This is a genomic window from Neofamilia massiliensis, assembly GCF_001299475.1.
GTDB classification, from domain to species: Bacteria; Bacillota; Clostridia; order Tissierellales; family Peptoniphilaceae; genus Neofamilia; species Neofamilia massiliensis.
Window position 1 is genome coordinate 712,496 of record NZ_CYUJ01000003.1, and the last position, 19,848, is coordinate 732,343.

The window sequence follows — 19,848 nt, forward strand, 5'->3', positions numbered from 1 at the left end:
TACAAAAAAACTGTTGGTTTTTCTTCCAACAGTTTTTTATTAATTTTCTTCTTCAAGATTTTCTTCTTGGTCTGCAAATTCTTCTTCTACTTTTTCTTCTATTTCTTCTATAATTTTTTCGTCTTCAATTATTGATGACTCAGCTAGTTTTTCTAGCTTTCTTTGGTCTTTTTTATTAAAGTCCTTATCATCATCTAATTTTTTCCTAGTTAGGTCGGCCATTTTTTCTCTTTTTTTGTGTTCTCTTTTTATTTCTTCTTTTTCTTTTATCCAGGCGACTACTAAGACTACAACTAAAATCGATCCTATATAGCCAAGGATTGGATAGAGAATAGCCATTAACTTTTTAAAACCAAAAAACGAAAGTCCAAAACCTAAAAGAGTAAAAGCAACCAGGTTTATTTTAAATCTCTTTTCATTTGGGGCTAGTCTTTTTGCTGCCGAATAGAAAAGGGATATGGCAGTATTAAAGATCATGGCAAAAATTATTATAGACATTAACAGTCCAAGTGTTGGGTGTATTGACTTTAAAATTATTTGCATAGGAATGTCTGAGTCTTTTACTTGGCCAAGGGCGATAAAAGTTGTCAGCCCAATTAAGCCAGTTAAAAGGGCAACTAAGAATCCGCCTGTCCTTCCAATAAATCTAGCTTCTTTTGAGTCGGTGTTAGTTCCACCAAGGACAAAGGCCATGGATATACAAGACATCATACACATACCAAAATAGTTTATTGTTGATACAAAAACATTTGGAAGTGCTGGTGGCAGAGTTTTTCCTAGGGTGTCTAAGGCCTGAAAGTCTGGTCTTGGTCCAGTTAAAATAAAGATAGAGCCAATTATTGTAAATATTAATACCAGTGGCGTAAAAGATCCGATTATACCTGTCACCTTGTCAAAGTCTAACATTCCCACTACTATTATTAAAATTGTACAAAGCAAAGACCCCATCCATTTTGCTAGACCAAATTGCTGGTTCAAAATCGATCCTGATCCTGCTATCATTACAAAGCCCATTAAAAAACAATTTAAGATTAGGGCAAAATCCATAAACTTGGTCAAATATTTTTTCGAAACTTCTTCTAAAACGTCAATGTGACTTTCTGCAATAAAGTGGCTGCCCATTTGTAAAATTATGCCGCCAACAAAAATATGCAAAAGTCCAGCTACTCCTAGGCCAATGAGGCCACTTAGGCCAAAGGGTGCAAAGTACTGGATAGATTCTTGGCCACTGGCAAGACCTGCTCCAGTTAGGACCCCAACATAGGCTAGGATTACACTTATTTTCTTTTTATTCATTAAAACTCCTCTTGTTATTTTCATTAACTTATCGTTCGTATTACAAAGTCACCATTATACTCAATAAAAAAAGTTTTTGCAAATTTGCCTTTGGCTTATTTTGGAAATAAAAGAATTATTAATGAAAAAACCTCTAAGAGTTTCCTAGAGGTTTTATATAAATTCTAATTTTATTTTTTATTCCAGCTCTTTTAAATACTCAGCCAGTTTTATTAAAGCGTTATGCCTGTGGCTGATTCTGTTTTTTTCTTCTGGGTTCATTTGGCCTAGGCTGAGACTGTAGCCATCTGGGATAAAAAGTGGGTCGTAGCCGAAGCCTGATGATCCTCTTTCTTCTTCTGCGATTTTTCCTTCTAAGATTCCTTCTATAAAAACTGGGTCCTTGCCAGCTTGGACTAGGGCCATTACTGTTTTAAATCTGGCTGTCCTTTTTTCTTCTGAGACATCTTCAAGTTCTTTTAAAAGTTTTTTCTTGTTGGCTTCATCGTCGTGGGCATCTCCTGCATAACGAGCTGAGTGAACTCCTGGTGCTCCGTCTAAAGCGTCTACAAAAAGTCCTGTGTCGTCTGCTAGGACCATATAGGATTCTGAAACTAAATTTCTTAGGGCCTGGGCCTTTAACAGGGCATTGCCTGCTAGGGTGTCTGCGTTTTCGTCTACGTCGAAGTTTCCGTCATAGACTTGGTCCCTGGCTAGGACTTCATAGCCTAGGTCTTTTAAGATCGCCTGAATTTCTTCTACTTTGTGGTTGTTGTTAGTTGCTAGTAGGATTTTTTTCATTTCCATAGTCCTCCAAATAATTTTCTAAGGCCAATTTTTGGTCTACAAAGATATCGTTAATTCCTTCTGTTGCCAGGTCTAGCATGGCTTTAAATTCGTCTTTATCAAAGGTTCCATTTTCTCCTGAGCTTTGGACTTCACAATATTTTCCTTGGTCGTTCATTACTACGTTCATATCAACTTGGGCCTGGGAGTCTTCTTGGTAGTTTAGGTCTAAGAGAATATCTCCATGGACTTTTCCTACTGATACTGCTCCTAGGAAATTTTTTATTGGAAATTTTTCTATAAGACCTTGTTCATAAAGTTTTTTCATTGCCAAGTATAGGGCAACAAAGGCTCCGTTTATTGCTGCACACCTGGTTCCTCCATCTGCTTGGATGACGTCAACATCTATCCAAATTGTCCTTTCGCCTATTAATTCTAAGTCGATGCAAGTTCTTAGAGACCTGCCAATTAGTCTTTGGATTTCTATACTTCTGCCATCTGCTTTTGGCCTAGTTGAGTCTCTTTGTTTTCTGGTGTTTGTTGAGCCTGGAAGCATGGCGTATTCTGCTGTCAGCCAGCCTTGGCCCTTATTTCTTAGCCAAAGGGGCACCTTGTCTTCTATCATGGCTGTACAAATAACCTTGGTCCTGCCCATTTCTATTAGGACTGATCCGTCTGGATTTTCTGTGTAGTTAGTTGTTAATACTATGCCTCTTAGGTCTTGGTTTTCTCTGTTGTCTGCTCTCATTTTTTACCTCTCTTTATAAAAAAGTCATTTGGACTATATGGTCATCTAATAAATTTCCAACTGTTAGGCCTAGCAGGCGAACTTGCCTGTCTAGTTTTAATTCTTTAAATAATTCTAGCCCCTGGTCGAAAATTTTTTCCTTGTCGTTGGTATAAAGGTCCATGGTCTTGGACCTGGTGTGAACTGAAAAGTCATCGTACTTTAACTTTACAATTATTGTCTTTCCCTGGATTCGTTTTTCTTTTAGGTCTTCACTTACTTCTTCTGCAAATTTTTCTAGCATGTCTACTAAAAGTTTTTCGTTTCTAGTTGGTTCAAAGGTCCTCTCTGTTCCTAGGGACTTGCGTTTTGAATAAGGCTCAACTGGTCTGGGATCAATGCCTCGAATTCTTGCGTAAACATCTCTTCCTGCTTTGCCTAAAATTTTTACTAGGAAGTCTTCGTCTAAGGCCATTAGGTCCTTAACTGTTGTGACACCAAAACTTTTAAATCTCTCTTGGGACTTAGGGCCAATGCCGTAGACTTTTGACAGGGGAAAGGGATATAAAAATTCTGGCATCATATCTTCTGAAATTATTGTAAGTCCAGACGGCTTCTCATAGTCTGATGCAATTTTTGCTAGAAACTTGTTGTAGGAAATTCCAAAGGACATTGTAAGGCCAAGTTCTTCTTGAACTTTTTTTCTAATGTACTGGCAGGCTTCTAGGGAATTTATATCTAAGTCTTTCACATCTATAAAGGCCTCGTCAATTGAAAGTTTTTCTACCATATCTGTAAGTTCGTGGACTATATCAAAGACTTGCCTTGAAACTTGAGTGTAGTGGTCGTGCCTAACTGGAACTACAATTAAATCCTTGCAAAGTTGTCTAGCCATAAATAGGGGCATGGCCGAGTGGATGCCGTACTTTCTCGCCTGGTAGTTGGCTGTTGTTACTATGCCACGGTTAGACCTACCTCCTACAACCATGGGCTTGCCTTTTAGTTTTGGATTATCTCTTTCTTCTACTGATGCATAAAAGGCGTCCATGTCCATGTGAATTATATTTAATTTTTCTATGTCCATAGGTCACCTCTTTTAAATAAATTATAACACAAAAAGAGCCTAGGGACAGCTGGTCTCTAGACTCTAAATATTTATCTTTGTTTTTCTTCTACTTCTTTTTTTATTTTTTCTAGGAATTCGTCAATTTCTTGGACGCCTAGGTCGATGCCATCTCTAGCTCTAACAGAAATGTTTTTGCCTTCTACTTCTTTTTCTCCTACTACAAAGACATAAGGAATTTTTTGTAGTTGGCCATCTCTAATTTTCTTGCCTAGCTTTTCGTCTCTTCTGTCTAGGTCAATTCTAAAGCCTGCATCTTTAAAAGTTTTTTCAACTTCTTCTGCATAAGGAAGGAACTTTTCTGATACTGGAATAACCCTTAGTTGAACTGGTGCCAACCAAAGTGGGAATTTTCCAGCAAAGTGTTCAATTAAAATTCCTAAAAATCTTTCAAAGGATCCAAGTAAAGCCCTGTGAAGCATTACTGGTCTTTCCTTTTCGCCTTTTTCGTTTATATAAGTTAGGTCAAAGTTTTCTGGTAATTGGAAGTCAAGTTGGATAGTTCCACATTGCCAAGTTCTGCCAATGGCGTCTTCTAATTGGAAGTCGATTTTTGGTCCATAAAAGGCTCCGTCGCCTTCGTTAATTTCGTAAGGGATGCCCTTTTCTTCCAAAGCTTTTTTCAAACTGTCTTCAGCTAGGTTCCAAGATTCTAAGTCACCCATATAGTCGTCTGGTCTTGTTGATACTTCAACGCTATATTTAAAACCGAAAGTTCCGTATAGGTAGTCGGCAAGGTCAATCATCCTAAAGACTTCGTCTTTGATTTGAGACCTTAGGCAGTAAACGTGGGCATCGTCTTGGGTAAAGGCCCTAACTCTAAAGAGGCCATGAAGGGCTCCAGAAAGTTCGTGTCTGTGAACAAGGCCGTATTCAGCTAGTCTTATTGGTAGATCCCTATAAGAGTGAGGAGTAGAGCCGTAAACTATTACTGATCCTGGACAGTTCATTGGCTTTACTGCATAGTCGTTTTCGTCAATTTTTGTAAAGTACATATTTTCCTTGTAGTGGTCCCAGTGACCTGATTGGTGCCAAAGTCCTTCATTTAAAATAATTGGAGTTAGTATTTCTCCATAGCCGTTGTCAAGGAGAACTTGTCTCCACCAGTCAAGTAAAGTGTTTCTTAGGACCATGCCATTTGGATGGTAAAATGGAAATCCTGGGCCTTCTTCGTGGAAGGAAAATAAATCTAGTTCCTTTCCTAGTTTTCTATGGTCTCTCTTTTCTGCCTCTGCTCTCATTTCTAAATATTCGTCTAGGTTCTTTTGCTTTTCAAAGGAAATTCCATAAATCCTTTGAAGCATTTTATTTTTTGAATCTCCCCTCCAATAGGCTCCTGCTATTGAAAGTAGTTTTATGGCCTTGATCTTTTTAGTTGATTCAAGATGAGGTCCGCGACAAAGGTCTACAAAGTCGCCTAACTTGTAAAGAGAAATTTCTTCTCCCTCAGGCAGGTCAGAAATTAGCTCGTACTTGTAAGGGTCCTTGTCTTTAGGAAATCTCTCTAAGGCTTCTTCTCTTGAAATTACAATTTTTTCAACATCTAAATTTTCTCTGGCGATTTTCATTGCCTCTTTTTCAATTTTTTCTAGGTCGTCTTCTGTTAGTTTTTCGTCTAGGTCAATGTCGTAGTAAAAACCATCTGCTATCGCAGGTCCAATGGCAAACTTTGTTTGTGGATAAAGCCTTTGAAGGGCTGCTGCTAAAACGTGAGATGAAGTGTGCCAAAAAATTGCCTTGCCTTCTTTGTCAGCAAATTTTACAACTTTAAAGTCGCCGCCTTCTTTTATTGTGTCGTTCATGCCTAGGATTTTTCCGTTTACAACAACGCCTAGAGCTTCTCTATATAGGCCCATGGATATATCTTGGACTGCTTCTTTGGCTAAAACTTCTGAATCGTATTGTCTTTCAGATCCGTCTGGTAGTATTAATTTTATCATCTTGTCCTCCTTAAAAATTTTTATAAAAAAAGTGCTAGTCATCCTCTAAAGGACGATTAGCACCGTGGTTCCACCTTAATTACTTCTCATTTAAAACTATATCGCGTTACCGTAGCCCATTACGGCTAAGCTCAGGGTTAGTTTTCAACTAAGGACTTTAAAGATTTGCACCGACCATCTTCTCTCTAAAAAAGCTCTCTTAGCCTACTCGTCCCTTCATCGCAAAGATTATCTTGTATTATATCATTTTCTCTTTTTTTATACAAGCAATTATTTCGTCAACAGAAAGTTTTTCTTGGTCGCCTGTTTCCATATTTCTAAGCATGTACTTGCCTTCATCAACTTCGTCTTGGCCAATTAAAATTGTGTACTTGATATTTAGATCATCTGCATACTTCATTTTTTTGCCAAGTTTTCCTGCCTCTGCATTTATAAAGCCAGTAACCCCTTCTTTTCTCAAAGCTGATAGAAGTTCAATGGCGTTAGGTTCAAAGCCTTCAAATGGAATAATTAATAGGTCTGTTAGAATATTCTTTTCTGTCTTGATAATTCCAGCTTCTTGAAGTTGGTAGAAAAGTCTAGTTAAGCCAATTGAAATTCCAACTCCTGGTAGACTTTGTTTGGTATAGTGGGAGGCCAAGTTGTCATAGCGGCCGCCTGAACAAATTGAACCAATTTCCGGGTGGTCATTTAATTTAGTTTCATAGACTGTTCCTGTGTAATAGTCTAGACCTCTAGCAATTGTAAGGTCAAATTCTGTATTTGCTTCTGGCACATTAAATAGTTTTAAATATTCAAAAACTTTTTCTATTTCATCTAGTCCTTCTAAGAAAGTTTCGTTTTCTATATTTAAGTCCTTAAGGGCCTTAATTTTTTCTAAGTTTGATCCAGAGATTTCTAGGAATTTAATTATAGCTTCAATGCTAGAATCGTCTAGGCCAAGGTCTTTTAATTCTAATTTTACATTTTCTAGGCCGATTTTTTCCATCTTATCAATAATTCTTAGAACATAAGTTGAGTCTTCAATGCCTAGGGACCCATAAAATCCCTTTAAAAGTTTTCTGTTGTTAATTCTAATTGTAAAGTCGCCAATTTCTAGATTTTTAAAGACATTATAAATTATTGCTGGAATTTCAGCATCGTTTATAATTGCAAGTTTTCTATCTCCAATTATGTCAATATCACATTGGTAAAATTCTCTAAACCTGCCTCTTTGGTTTCTTTCGCCTCTATAAACCTTGGCGATGTGGTATCTTCTAAATGGGAAGGAAAGTTCTGAATAATGTTGGGCCACATACCTAGCTAGGGGAACTGTTAGGTCAAAGCGCAAGGCTATGTCTGATTTTCCCTTTTCAAACCTGTAAACTTGTTTTTCTGTTTCTCCGCCACCCTTGGCTAAAAGCACGTCGGCCTTTTCCATTACTGGTGTGTCAAGTGGCAAGAAGCCAAAACTTTCGTAGGTCCTTCTTATTGTGTCCTTCATCTTGTTAAATTGGATTTGTTCTTGTGGAAGTAGTTCCATAAATCCTGCTAGTATTGATGGTTTTACTATATTAGTCATCTTTTCCTCCTTGTAAAAATATTAAACTGCCGTAATCTGCAAGTGGTTTCTTAGATAAAATTTTAAAATCAGTTTCATCTTCTTCTAGAAAATTTTTTATCTCCTCAAAGTCTGGATGTAAACTTGGGTCTCCAAGAAAATATACCGTGTCTTTAAAAGTCCCACTGGCTCCACCTATAAAGCCGTAGTTATAACCTGCAAGAGAAATGTTCCCTGGGGAAATTAAAAGTTTTTTTACTCCAGTAAGTTTTTTATAAATTCCCATGTCGGATGTGATTATTCCAGTTTTAGAGAACAAAATATTGCACTTGCTGTAGCCTTGGTTTATAGAAATTTCCCTTAGCTCTTTTGTCTTTATAAGTTTTTTAACTTCATCATCTGTGAATTTAAAATTGTGGATGGCCAGGGTCTCATTTGCTGCCAAGTTATAAGCTGAGTCACTAGGATACTTGTCTCCTAAGACAGTCCCACCTTTTCTTACTATTATACCATATTTTTCTAAAATATTTTTATAGTAGTCATAGACCTCTGGACTGGCGACAATAATTTCATCAGAGATTTTACAAACTTGGACATCTGGATGAGTTGAAAGAGCTCCACTTAGTTTTTCGCAATTTTTACTTGGAAGAAGAAAAAATCCAGAGGCAGATAATTTTTCAACTATTTCCTCTGGAAGTCTTTGGTCATATATACAAATCAAGATTCTCTCCTTTGTCTTTGAGACTCATACATTAAAATCGATGCCGAGACGTTGGCGTTTAAGGATTCTGCCCTGCCTTCCATTGGTATGTGAATCATTCCATCGGCGAAAGATTCCATCTCACTTGATACTCCATTGGCTTCATTTCCTATAATTAGGATAATGTTGTTTTTTAAATCTACTTGGACTGGGTCCTTGGAAGCTGGGCTTAGGTTTGTTGAAAAAATTCGAAACTTTTTCTTTTTTAAGTCTGTCATTTCTTTAAGGTCGTCCATTACATAGGCCTTGACCCTAAAAATCGATGCCATAGTTGACCTGACGACTTTTTCATTTAAAATATCTACAGTCTTTGGGCCGAGAATTAGGCCATCAAAGTTAAAGGCGTCAATGGCCCTGATTATGCCACCAAGGTTTCCCGGGTCTGAAAGCCCGTCAACTAAAATATACCTGCCAAAGGGCATAATGTCCTCTAGATTTTTTAGATCTGCCTTGACTGTAGAAATTATTCCCTGAGAATTTACTGTGTCAGTAATTTTATTAAAGACCTTGTCAGCTACAATATTTTTTCTAACCTTTGCTAGGTCTGGGTATTTTTCATATTCATTTTCATAAAAACTTTGGCTCATAAAAATTTCTATTAGGTCTGCTCCTTCGCGGATGCCTTCTAGGTTTACTTTTAAGCCTTCTAGTATATAGGTTGAGTCTCTAAGTCTAACTTTCTTTTGTTTGAGAGACCTAAGATATTTAATTTTTTTATTGGATTCAGCTTGGATAATATTAAGCATGGCTGGTCAACTTTTCTATGTCTTCGTATCTGGCTAAAATTATTAGCGAGTCTGTTTCATATATTTTATCATCTGCCATCGGAGAAATTATCATCTTGCCTGCCCTTCTTATGGCCACAACCATAATGTTATTATTAGATCTAAGATCTAAGTCCTTGAGGCTTTTATTGGTCCAGGCCTTTGGCGCCTTAATTTCTGCTACAGAGTATTCATCTGAAAAGTTAATGTATTCCATTAGTGATGACCCTGCTATTGACCTGGCTAGGCTTTCTGCAACTTCTCTTTCTGGATAGATTATATAGTCTGCCCCAACTTTTTTTAAAATTCTTCCATACATAGGCGTTGGAGCCTTGGCATAAATTGTTTCTATGCCGTGTTCTTTAGCTGCTACTGTTGCCATAATTGCAGACTCTAGGTCTGATCCTATGGCCACAACTGCTAGGTCAAAGTTTTTTAGGCCTAGTTCTTCAATGGCATCTTCGTCTTTTAAGTCTGCTATAATTCCTGTTGTCACTCGGGTGGCCAGGTTTTGAATTTTTTCTTCATCATTGTCTACAATCATTACTTCTAAATTGTCTTTAAAAAGTTCTATTGACAGGGCAGAACCAAATCTACCTGCACCAAAAACTACTACTGATTTATCTTCCATTTTTCCTCCTTTTAGCCAACAGAAATGTTAGCATCTGGATATTCTATTTTTGATTTCTTTTGTTTTTTTCCAAAGGCAAAGGCCATAGTTAAAGGACCAATTCTTCCCATATACATAGTTATTATAATAATTATCTTGCCAACATTACTTAGGCTTGAAGTTATGCCCCTAGATACGCCAACAGTTGCATAAGCAGAGACAACTTCAAAGAGTATGTCAATGTAGGAAAACTTTTCTGTCATTGCTAGCACAAAAGAAAAGCCTACAACAACTACCATGGATATCATAACCAAGGCCAGGGACTTTGAAACAGTTTCGTTAGGCACCTTTTTGTGGAAGATCCTAACTGAATCCTCACCTCTAATTACAGAAAAAGTTGATGCAAATAAAACGCCAAAGGTTGTAGTCTTTAGTCCACCTGCAGTTGAACCAGGAGATCCACCAACAAACATGAGCATAATCATTAAAACTGCTGCTGCATCTCTCATGGCTCCAAGGTTTATAGAGTTAAAGCCAGCTGTCCTTGCTATTACAGATTGAAAACTAGATGCTAAAAGCTTGGTCATAAAATTTTCGTCTGCTAAGGTTGCTCCATTGTCATCTTCAATTATAAAAAACATAACAGCCCCTAGGACAATTAAAACTGCAGAACTTAATAAAACTAGTTTTGTGTGAGTAGAATAATTTTTTCTCTTCTTTCTAGAAAAAATTTCTGCATTTACTGCAAAACCAAGGCCGCCAATGACAACCAAGGCCATAATAGTTAAATTTACAATAATATTTGACCTGTAAGAAAACATTGAGTCGCCTAAAATATCAAAACCTGCATTACAAAAGGCAGAGATCGAATGAAAAACTGCCCTCCACAAGCCTAACTTTAGGCCAAAGTCTGGCACAAAAACTGTGGCAAGTAAAATAGCTCCAACTAATTCAACTGCCAGAGAAAAATACATGACGTATTTTAATAACTTTACTAAGCCAGAAAATGATTCAACATTTAATTGTTCCCTAATAATTTGCCTACTAGTAAGGCCAATTTTCTTTCGAAGAGCCAATGGCAAAAGTGTCGCCAAAGTCATAATGCCAAGGCCCCCAATTTGAATGAGGATGAGAATTACAATTTGGCCACCAAGGTTCCAAAATTCCAAGGTGTTTACAACGACCAAGCCAGTTACACAAGTAGCTGACGCCGCAGTAAACAAGGCATTTAAAAAACCAATTGGCTGGCCTGACCTTGTAAAAATTCCCAGAGACAAAAGACAGGCTCCTATAAAAATTATTAGGCCAAAGCCCAAGGTCAAAACCAAGGGCGGATTTAGTGAAATTGATCGAATCTTATTAAACATATCTACCTACTTTCAAATGTAAATTATACTCTACTTAGAATTTTTAAACAAATAATTTATTGTAAAGTTTTCTTAGTTTTTTAAATTTAGAAAGGAATTTATGTAAAAGAAAAGCCCTAGTAAAAACCAGGGCTTAAAATTTTAAAATATTAGCCAAAGAATTGGCGCTGTAATTAGTATTGATAAAATTACTCTTTCAATCCAAATAATTATATAGTCTGAAAACTTCATAGGAATTTCAGTTCCCATAATACATGGAATTGATGCTGAGAAAAATAGAATTTCTGAAACAGATACAACTGCAACTAGCATCCTTGTAACTATATCAAAGTTTGCACCTGCAACTATTGGAGCAGGAAGAAGCATTTCTGCTATAGAAAGTGCCAGGGCCTTGGCTGTAATCATTGGCTCAGGCATTCTAGTTATTAAAGTAAATGGATAAAAGATATAGCCAATTATATCAAAAATTGGAGTGTACTCTGCTAAAATTAGGCCAATCATTCCAATGCCAAGTAGGGATGGAGCAATGTTTAAGGCCATTTTGAAACCGTCAATAAAGTTTGATTTTATAACAACTGGTAGAGGTTTTGCTTTTTTAAAGGATTCCATTCCTGCATCAACTGCATCTTTAAAACTAAATTTAGGTTTTTCTTCTTGAGTTTTTACCTTGCCAGAATAATATACTTCAGGTTTTTTAGAAAGTGGGAATATCCTAGTTGTTATTGCTGTTACTAAGAATGTTACAAATAGAGTTAGCCAGAAGTAAAGAAGCCAGTGGTCCATTAAATCTAGAGTGTTTGCAACAATTACCATAAAGGTTGCTGAAACTGTTGAAAATCCTGTGGCAATAATGGCAGCTTCTTTTGTTGTATAATAGTCTTCCTTATAAACTCTATTAGTAATTAATAGTGCCAGTGAATAAGATCCAACAAAGGAAGCAACTGCGTCAACTGCTGACTTGCCTGGAGTTTTAAAAATTGGTCTCATAACTGGTTCCATAAAAACTCCAATAAATTCCATTAGACCAAAACCTGTTAAAAAGGCTAGGAAAACTGATCCTATAGGAACAATTGTAGTTACAGAAACCATTATGCCATTCCAAATTAATGGCAGCATGCCCTTTTCAAAAAACTTTTCTGGTCCTTTTTTTGTTACATACATTATCATAAAGACTAATGCTGTAAGCTTTAGTACAAAAAATACTGCATTTAAAGTTGAGCCTTGCCAGCCCTTGGTTTTAATTGCGTAGATTATTCCTGCTGTAACTATAAATATACCGAATATGAAATTGTAATTTGGTATCGTTTTCACAAAGTTAGTAAGATGGTCTATAGGTATTGTAGACTTACCTCCTAGCTCAATTGGAACGAAAAACATAAAGATACCAAAAATTGCATAGGCCAAGAATATGGCTATGTCTTTAGATGTGTAGTTTTTTTGTCTCTCCATCATCTTCCTCCTATTAAATTCGCCTTGTGGCGTCGATATAATTATACTGTATATGTGGAGTTAATGCACTAGTTTTTTAATAATTTTGAAAAAATCTTAATTTTCTTTTTCAAAATTAAAATTTTGTCTTTGCATAAAAAATTAAAACCCAGGATAAGACCTAGGCTTTAAGATTTGTTCTTTATAAAATTATTTTTTAGTCCTATCCTTGTGAAAAATTTTCTTTGTAAAGATTTAACTTCTCAAAGTCTTTGCCCGCACTTAGGACAGAAGTCAAAAGATGGGTCTGCCTGGTAGCCGCAGGCTGGACAAGTTTTTGTCTGCTTGTAAGAGCTTGCAATTAATTTCATATCTGAAGCTGAAATATTTATCTTTCTTCCAGCTTCTATTTCTCTTCCTAATTCCTCGTCGATTTCAAATAGAGATCCACAAGACCTTTCTCTTAAATAATATTTCCTATCCCACTTTATTATAGGAAGGAAAAATATTGATAAGACTTGGTAGGTCACAAAGGCATCAAAGTTTCCGTGCTTTTCACAGACCTTGCAAGTTCCAGCTGAAATATTTCCCAAGTCTTCTTGTCTGCTATTTATTCCAAATATAAAAAACATAAGTCCCTACTTCTTTAAATATTCGTCAATGGCCTGGGCGGCTTTTTTTCCAGCTCCCATGGCGAGAATTACTGTTGCAGATCCTGATACACAATCTCCACCTGCAAAAACTCCGTCCTTGTTAGTAATGCCAAAGTCATCTGCGATAATTCTCTTTTTCTCGTCGACTTTAAGGTCGGCAGTTGTTTGAGAAATTAGTGGGTTTGGATTTGTGCCTAGGGCGAGTATTATCATGTCAGTTTTGAAAGTAAATTCTGATCCTGGAAGAGGGACAGGTCTTTTTCTTCCGTCTGCATCTTCTTGGCCTAATTCCATTTTTATAGCCCTAACTTCTTTGACCCAACCATGATCGTCTCCAAGGATTTCTAAAGGATTTGCTAAAAATAAAAACTCAATTCCTTCTTCAAGAGCGTTTTCAACTTCTTCAACTCTAGCTGGCAGTTCGTCCTTGGTCCTTCTATAAATAACTTTCACATTTGAACCAAATCTCTTGGCAGTTCTGGCTGCGTCCATGGCAACATTACCTCCGCCTACAACTAGGACTTCTTTTCCTAAAAATATTGGCGTATCTGAAGCTTTTTTGTAGGCTTCCATTAAATTGGCCCTAGTTAAAAACTCGTTGGCAGAGAAAACTCCATTTAGGTTTTCTCCAGGAATGCCCATAAAAACTGGGCTGCCTGCTCCTGATCCAATAAAGACAGCCTCATATCCTTGATCAAACAAGTCGTCTATGGTATAAGTCCTGCCTATTAGGACATTTTTCTTTATTTCCACTCCAAGTTTTTCTAAGTTAGCAATTTCTCTTGCTACAATTTTTTCTTTTGGCAGTCTAAATTCTGGAATGCCGTAGGTTAAAACTCCGCCAACCTTGTGAAGAGCTTCAAAGAGACTGACTTCATAGCCTAGTTTTGCAAGTTCTCCTGCACAAGTAATGCCTGCAGGTCCTGAGCCAACTACTGCAACTTTTTTGCCGTTTTTTTCTATCTTTTTTAAAATTTCTATATTATTTTCCAAGGCATAGTCAGCTGCAAATCTTTCTAACTTGCCTATGGCTAGAGGATCTCCTTTTCTTCCCATTATGCAATATTTTTCGCACTGGTCTTCTTGGGGACAGACTCTGCCGCAAACTGCTGGTAGGCTGGTGTAAGTTGATAAGATTTCGTAACTTTCTTTAAAATTTCCGTCGGCGATTTTTTTTATAAAGCCGGGAATGTCTATGGCAACTGGGCAGCCAGAAATACAGTGGGGATTTTTACATTGGATGCACCTGGCTGCTTCTTTTCTTGCCTCTTCTTCAGTATAGCCTAAACAAACTTCTTCAAAGTCTTTTATTCGAATACTTGGATCCCTGTAGGAAACTTCAACTCTCTTTAATTTAGTCAATTTTTATCCCTCCAGCTAAGTCACAATAGTCGTGGTTTTTTTCTTCTTCTTGGGCCTTGTAGAGACTCATCCTTCTCATGGCCTCAGAAAAGTCAACTTGATGGCCGTCAAATTCTGGCCCGTCAACACAGGCAAACTTAGTCTGACCGCCAACTCTAAGCCTACAGGCTCCGCACATGCCAGTTCCATCTACCATAATTGGATTCATGGAAACAACTGTTGGAATATTTAAGTCCTTGGTCTTTAGGCAGACAAATTTCATCATAATCATTGGCCCAATGCTAATGCACTGGTCATAAGTCTTGCCTCTTTTTATCATCTCGTCAATGCCATCAGTTACTAAGCCGTGGAGGCCATAAGATCCATCGTCTGTGCAAATTAAAAGTTCATCAGCAAGGTCTTTAAACTTGTCTTCTAAAATTACCAAGTCCTTGGACCTGGCACCTAAGATGACATCAAAGGCGATTTTGTTTTCGTGGAGCCACTTGGCTTGAGGAAGTAGAGGAGCTGTTCCCAAGCCTCCTGCAACTAAGAGAAATTTTTTCTTTCTTAAATTTTCTAGATCTTCTTCTACAAATTTTGATGGCAGGCCTAGTGGTCCTAAGAAGTTTTCTAAGCAGTCGCCTACTTCCATAGCAAAAAGTTTTTTTGTCGAAGCGCCTAGGCCTTGAACTACAATATTAACAAGTCCCCTGTCCCTATCGATGTCACAAATTGTCAGTGGAATTCTCTCGCCATTCTCGTCTACAATTAAAATAATAAATTGACCAGGCAAGGCTTTTTTTGCAATGGCTCTTTCCTCTATGTCAAAGGAATAAATTCCCTCAGCTAGTTTTTCTTTTTTTACAATCTTATACAAGTCTTTCCCCCCAAAAAATATCACTACTTTTTATTATACTCTATTTTTTTATTTCTTGGCAAAAATCTATCAAGAAAATTCTAAGGCTGAAACTTAGTCAAAATTTTCTTTGACCAAGAAGGATATGACAAGGGTGGCTATACAGGTGGCCGTGTAGAATAAAAATTTTTGCCCCAAAGACTGGGGCTTTTTTCTTGTAAAAATTTCTTTTGCCAAAGACTTGGGTATAAAATTCTTAAGGAGGACTTAAATGGAATATGTAAGCCTATATACTAGACAACACGAAAATAGTCTTTTTGAATTAGAGACCAAGGGCCAGATAACAAATAAAAAAATTTATGTAAAGCTCCATCTTTTAGATATAGCTCCCTTTTTCTTAGACCGCTATGACCTCTTTGTTAAAATGGCAGAAGAGAGAATTAAAAGATCTGAAGGAGAGGACTATCCTATTTGGTGCTCAGTTTCAAAGTACAACTGCCTCAAGCCCATTGAAAAACAAGTTGTCTATGCCCTAAAAGTACCCAAGGACCAAGTCATTTATTTTGACGGTGCCAAGTGGGACCTAGTTTTAAACAACCAATATATTCCACGAGACCAGGCGGACAAAAGAGATTTTCAAAAACTATTACAAAAAAATGGCATCAAACACACCTTTGATATTTTCGATAGAAAGTACACAGGAGCCTTTGACGATGTTAAGGAGAGAATAGTTAATAGTTGGGAGAGGATTTTTGAAATTGACGATAGGTCCATTTTTAAAGTCCAAGCCAACCTTTGGAAAATTGAAAAGACCTGGGTAAAGAAAATTATCAGACCAGGTGATGACTTTTTCAAAGAATTAGAAGACTTTCAAGATACATGGCTAGAGTAAAAAATTTTTGAATATAAAAAATTGAAGAGAAAATAAATTCCCTTCCATAAAAAACAAAACTGCTAGAAGCTAAATCTAGCAGTTTTTTGGTCTTAAAAACTAATTTGTGCAAATACTGTAATCATCAATACGTTAATTATGTCTATGGCAAAGGCTCCAACCATTGGTAAAATAAAGTAGGCTTCTGGAGCTGGTCCATATTTTTCTGTAATAGAGTCCATGTTTGCAAGGGCGTTATAAGTTGCGCCCATGCCGAAGCCACACATACCGCCAGCAAGAACTGCTGCGTCATAGGAACTGCCCATAACTCTAAAGCAAATAAAGTAAGAAAATAGAGCCATTAAAAGTGTTTGAGATCCAAGAATTATTAACATTGGACCAAAAACTGCCTTTAATTGAGACATGTCAATTGTAATTAATGCTATTGATAAAAATACATTTAAGCCAATTGATCCACAAATATCGTTGGCCCTTTGGTCCATTTTAAATGGCTTTTTCCTGCCTAAAGTATTTACAAAAATACCTGCAAAAATCATTGCTGCTACATATTCAGGTAGGTTTAGCTCTGTTCCCATTATTGTTACATTGTCTTTTAAGAAGCCTTTTAATATAGCTCCAAGGCCAACTGAACAAAAAATTAGACCTAGAACTTTTAAGAAGTCTTCAACTGTTAAATCTTTTGTCTCTTCAACCATAATTTCTTCTGGACTATCCATTAGACTTGGGTTTGGTTTTAAGTTGTGCTTTTTTATTCTAGCTGATCCAATTGGTCCGCCAATTAAAGATCCCATAATTACACCAAAGGTTGCTGATGCTAGGGCTACAACTTCGCCTGCTTGAAGACCAGCTGCTTCTAAGTCTGGGCCCCAAGCTCCTGCTGTTCCATGACCTCCAGTCATTGTTAGTGACCCACAAGCAAGACCTAAAAGAGATGACTCGCCTATTAGCTTGGCCAAAGTCATTCCAACAACATTTTGCAAAAACACTAAAAGTAAAGACAAGACCAGAAAAATTAAAAAGCCCTTGCCACCTTTTTTTAGTGTTTCAATATTGGCTCCAACTCCAATTGCTGTAAAAAAGACCATCATAAATGGATCTTTTAGACTTTCATCCATTTGAAAAGTGGCGATTCCATTTGACTTTAAAATTAAGTGAATAATTGCAAATAAAAAGCCTCCGATTACAGGGGCTGGAATGCAAAATCTTTCAAAAAAATTAATTTTCGACCTTAAAAATTTTCCAACATAGAGCATGACAATTGCTATAGCAGTTGTCTGCATCATATTAGTTGAAATTACATAAATATTCTCCATAATCCCTCTCCTTTAAAAATATTTATAAAAATTGCAACAACTTTTTCAGTCTATCAAATAACTAAATTTATTTCAAGGAAATAGGGGAAGAAGTTTTTATGCTTAATCTTAAAAGATTTTTTTATGTCAAAATAGAAAGTTCTTTTCATTTGGAAAAATTGTAAAGGGGACACAGCTAAAGCAATGTCCCCTAAATACTAGACACATAAATGAACGTCCTCTGTTTAACCACCTAGGACTTTAACGCAGCTAAAGGAAGGTCTCTCAAACAACAAAGAAAAAACCACTAAGATTTTTTTATCCTAGTGGTTTTATTTTTAATAGCTTATTTTGTTGCTGGTAGGTCTGGGTATAGTGGGAAGTCTTCTAGAAGTTTTAAGACGTCAGCTTTAATTTCTTCTGCTGGTCTTGTTTGTTTTAGGGCGTCTATCATAAGTTCTGCAACTTTTTTAACGTCGTCTTCTTTCATTCCCCTAGTTGTAACAGCTGGAGTTCCTATTCTAATTCCTGATGTTACCCATGGTTTTTCTGGGTCATTTGGAACTGTGTTTTTGTTAGTTGTAATGTGAACTTCTTTTAGTCTAGCTTCTGCTTCTTTACCAGTTATTCCTAGGTTTCTAACATCTAGTAGTAATAAGTGGTTGTCAGTTCCGCCTGATACTAGTCTAATGCCACCAGCTTTTAAAACTTCGCCCATGGCCTTGGCGTTTTTAACTACTTGACCAATATATTCTTTGTAAGATGGGTCAAGGGCTTCTTTGGCTGATACTGCCTTGCCTGCTATAACGTGAACAAGTGGTCCACCTTGAAGGCCTGGGAATACTGCTGAGTCAATTTGTTTTGCGTATTCTTCCTTGCAGAAAATAACTCCACCTCTTGGTCCTCTTAGGGTCTTGTGAGTTGTTGTTGTTACAAAGTCTGCATAAGGAATTGGACTTTGGTGGTAGCCTGTTGCAACAAGGCCTGCAATGTGAGCCATGTCTACCATAAATAAAGCGCCAACTTCCTTGGCAATTTCACCAATTCTCTTAAAGTCAATTTCTCTTGCATAAGCTGATGCACCTGCAACGATCATCTTTGGCTTTTCTGCCTTGGCAATTTCTTCTAACTTGTCATAGTCAATTCTTTCAGTTTCTGGGTCAACTCCATAGGCTATAAAGTTATAAAGTTTTCCTGATGCGTTTACTGGTGAACCGTGAGTAAGGTGGCCACCTTCAGAAAGGTTCATTCCTAAAACCTTGTCGCCTGGTTGTAAAAATCCAGTGTAAACTGCAATATTAGCATTGGCTCCTGAGTGTGGTTGAACGTTGGCATGGTCTGCACCAAATAATTTGCAATATCTGTCTCTAGCTAGGTTTTCTACTACATCAGCATATTCGCATCCAGCATAGTATCTCTTGCCTGGATAGCCTTCTGCATACTTGTTAGTAAATACAGATCCCATAGCTTCCATTACTGCTTCTGTTACGATGTTTTCTGATGCTATAAGTTCGATTTCTTCTCTTTGTCTTTTGATTTCGTCCATCATAGCTTCATAAACTTCAGCATCGCCATTTTTTAGTTTTTCCTTATACATTGGTCTTTCTCTCCTTTATATAAATTTTATTTTTTAGCATTTTCACAAGCTCTAACAATGTGGTCCATTAGTACTGTTGATGTTACTGAACCAATTCCTCCTGGAACAGGAGTTAAAGCCTTAACTTTTCCTGCAACACTTTCTCTATCTACGTCGCCGCAAAGTTTTCCATTTTCGTCAACGTTTATTCCAACATCAACTACAATAGTGTCCTTAGTAAAGTAGCTGTCATCAACCATTTTGGCCCTGCCAAGTGCTGCAACTACTAGGTCTGCATTTTTAGTAAGCTCTTTAGTATTCTTTGTCCTTGAGTGACAAATTGTTACTGTTGAATTTTTTTCTAAAAATAACATAGCAAGTGGTTTGCCAACAACTAGACTTCTGCCTAGGATTACAACATTGGCTCCTTCAAAGTCAAAGTCGTAAAATTCTAATAGGTCAATTACTGCCTGAGGTGTACAAGGTACAAATCCTCCGTCCTTGCCTAAGAAAAGTCTACTTAGGTTTTCTGGATTCATTGAGTCGACGTCTTTTTCTGGATCAATTAGACTTGCAATTCTTCCTTCGTCTAAGTGGCTAGGAAGAGGTCTGAATATCATAATTCCATGGGTGTCATCGTCTTCATTTACTTGTGTTAAAGTTTTCTCTAAATCTGCCTGGCTAATATCAACTGGCAGCTCTAAAGTCTCAACTTCGATTTCTAGGTTTTGGCAGTTCTTTCTTATTCCTCTTTCGTAGGACAAGTCGTCTTCATTATTGCCAACTCTAATTATTGTAAGTTTTGGCATGTGTCTTTCTTCTTTTAGTCTTGAGATTCTCTTTTTTAAATCTTCTTTAAGACTGTCTGCAACTGGCTTTCCCTTATAAAGTGTACTTTCCATTATCTACCTCCCT

Annotated in this window: 18 protein-coding genes and 1 other annotated feature; of the genes, 1 reads left to right on the forward strand and 17 read right to left on the reverse strand. The window is 37.0% G+C overall.

What is annotated here, in order from left to right; all coding sequences use genetic code 11:
* Window positions 1-39 precede the first annotated feature (39 nt).
* From BN2667_RS07775 to BN2667_RS07840, 14 genes are all read right to left on the reverse strand, one after another.
* Entirely contained in the window at window positions 40-1,296 is a 1,257-nt protein-coding gene (locus tag BN2667_RS07775) for a YkvI family membrane protein (protein ID WP_054252760.1), read from the reverse strand.
* Window positions 1,297-1,473: 177 nt separating this feature from the next.
* On the reverse strand, window positions 1,474-2,082 hold the full coding sequence (rdgB, locus tag BN2667_RS07780; RefSeq protein WP_242848723.1) for an RdgB/HAM1 family non-canonical purine NTP pyrophosphatase: 609 nt from the start codon (window positions 2,080-2,082) through the stop codon (window positions 1,474-1,476).
* Window positions 2,051-2,809: a ribonuclease PH gene (gene rph, locus BN2667_RS07785; protein WP_054252761.1), complete on the reverse strand. Its 759-nt coding sequence runs from the start codon at window positions 2,807-2,809 to the stop codon at window positions 2,051-2,053. Before rph ends, rdgB begins: the two co-directional genes overlap by 32 nt.
* Window positions 2,810-2,822: 13 nt before the next feature.
* Window positions 2,823-3,872, reverse strand: a complete 1,050-nt coding sequence (locus tag BN2667_RS07790; RefSeq protein ID WP_054252762.1) for a DNA polymerase IV — start codon at window positions 3,870-3,872, stop codon at window positions 2,823-2,825.
* Between the two features lie 71 nt (window positions 3,873-3,943).
* Window positions 3,944-5,851: a threonine--tRNA ligase gene (gene thrS, locus BN2667_RS07795; protein WP_202903569.1), complete on the reverse strand. Its 1,908-nt coding sequence runs from the start codon at window positions 5,849-5,851 to the stop codon at window positions 3,944-3,946.
* A gap of 45 nt (window positions 5,852-5,896) precedes the next feature.
* Window positions 5,897-6,080: a binding site (T-box leader), on the reverse strand.
* Between the two features lie 9 nt (window positions 6,081-6,089).
* A complete protein-coding gene (gene hisS, locus BN2667_RS07800) occupies window positions 6,090-7,412 on the reverse strand; it encodes a histidine--tRNA ligase (RefSeq protein ID WP_054252763.1) in 1,323 nt (440 codons plus the stop codon).
* Window positions 7,405-8,112, reverse strand: coding sequence for a DUF6873 family GME fold protein (locus BN2667_RS07805; RefSeq protein WP_054252764.1), 708 nt, complete (start codon window positions 8,110-8,112; stop codon window positions 7,405-7,407). The genes hisS and BN2667_RS07805 overlap by 8 nt, the downstream gene beginning before the upstream one ends.
* Window positions 8,109-8,897, reverse strand: a complete 789-nt coding sequence (locus BN2667_RS07810) for a TrmH family RNA methyltransferase (protein ID WP_054252765.1) — start codon at window positions 8,895-8,897, stop codon at window positions 8,109-8,111. The genes BN2667_RS07805 and BN2667_RS07810 overlap by 4 nt, the downstream gene beginning before the upstream one ends.
* Entirely contained in the window at window positions 8,890-9,546 is a 657-nt protein-coding gene (locus tag BN2667_RS07815) for a potassium channel family protein (RefSeq protein WP_054252766.1), read from the reverse strand. Before BN2667_RS07815 ends, BN2667_RS07810 begins: the two co-directional genes overlap by 8 nt.
* Window positions 9,547-9,557: 11 nt before the next feature.
* A complete protein-coding gene (locus BN2667_RS07820) occupies window positions 9,558-10,892 on the reverse strand; it encodes a TrkH family potassium uptake protein (protein ID WP_054252767.1) in 1,335 nt (444 codons plus the stop codon).
* 141 nt (window positions 10,893-11,033) lie between these two features.
* Window positions 11,034-12,344 carry a YjiH family protein gene (locus tag BN2667_RS07825; protein WP_242848724.1) on the reverse strand — a complete coding sequence of 437 codons (1,311 nt, stop codon included), beginning with the start codon at window positions 12,342-12,344 and terminating at the stop codon, window positions 11,034-11,036.
* A gap of 239 nt (window positions 12,345-12,583) precedes the next feature.
* Window positions 12,584-12,952, reverse strand: coding sequence for a zinc ribbon domain-containing protein (locus BN2667_RS07830; protein WP_054252769.1), 369 nt, complete (start codon window positions 12,950-12,952; stop codon window positions 12,584-12,586).
* Between the two features lie 6 nt (window positions 12,953-12,958).
* On the reverse strand, window positions 12,959-14,335 hold the full coding sequence (gene gltA, locus BN2667_RS07835) for an NADPH-dependent glutamate synthase (RefSeq protein WP_054252770.1): 1,377 nt from the start codon (window positions 14,333-14,335) through the stop codon (window positions 12,959-12,961).
* Complete coding sequence (locus BN2667_RS07840; RefSeq protein ID WP_054252771.1) at window positions 14,328-15,194, reverse strand: sulfide/dihydroorotate dehydrogenase-like FAD/NAD-binding protein; 867 nt, start codon at window positions 15,192-15,194, stop codon at window positions 14,328-14,330. Before BN2667_RS07840 ends, gltA begins: the two co-directional genes overlap by 8 nt.
* 250 nt (window positions 15,195-15,444) lie before the next feature.
* Here BN2667_RS07840 and BN2667_RS07845 point away from each other — a divergent pair, with 250 nt between their 5' ends.
* Window positions 15,445-16,065 (forward strand): DUF3841 domain-containing protein, encoded by a 621-nt coding sequence (locus BN2667_RS07845; RefSeq protein ID WP_054252772.1) that lies wholly within the window; start codon window positions 15,445-15,447, stop codon window positions 16,063-16,065.
* A 92-nt stretch (window positions 16,066-16,157) separates the two neighbouring features.
* Here BN2667_RS07845 and gltS read toward each other — a convergent pair whose 3' ends face one another.
* From gltS to BN2667_RS07860, 3 genes are all read right to left on the reverse strand, one after another.
* Window positions 16,158-17,378 carry a sodium/glutamate symporter gene (gene gltS, locus BN2667_RS07850; protein WP_054252773.1) on the reverse strand — a complete coding sequence of 407 codons (1,221 nt, stop codon included), beginning with the start codon at window positions 17,376-17,378 and terminating at the stop codon, window positions 16,158-16,160.
* 325 nt (window positions 17,379-17,703) lie between these two features.
* Complete coding sequence (locus tag BN2667_RS07855) at window positions 17,704-18,954, reverse strand: serine hydroxymethyltransferase (protein WP_054252774.1); 1,251 nt, start codon at window positions 18,952-18,954, stop codon at window positions 17,704-17,706.
* A gap of 26 nt (window positions 18,955-18,980) precedes the next feature.
* Window positions 18,981-19,835: a bifunctional 5,10-methylenetetrahydrofolate dehydrogenase/5,10-methenyltetrahydrofolate cyclohydrolase gene (locus BN2667_RS07860; protein WP_054252775.1), complete on the reverse strand. Its 855-nt coding sequence runs from the start codon at window positions 19,833-19,835 to the stop codon at window positions 18,981-18,983.
* Window positions 19,836-19,848 lie beyond the last annotated feature (13 nt).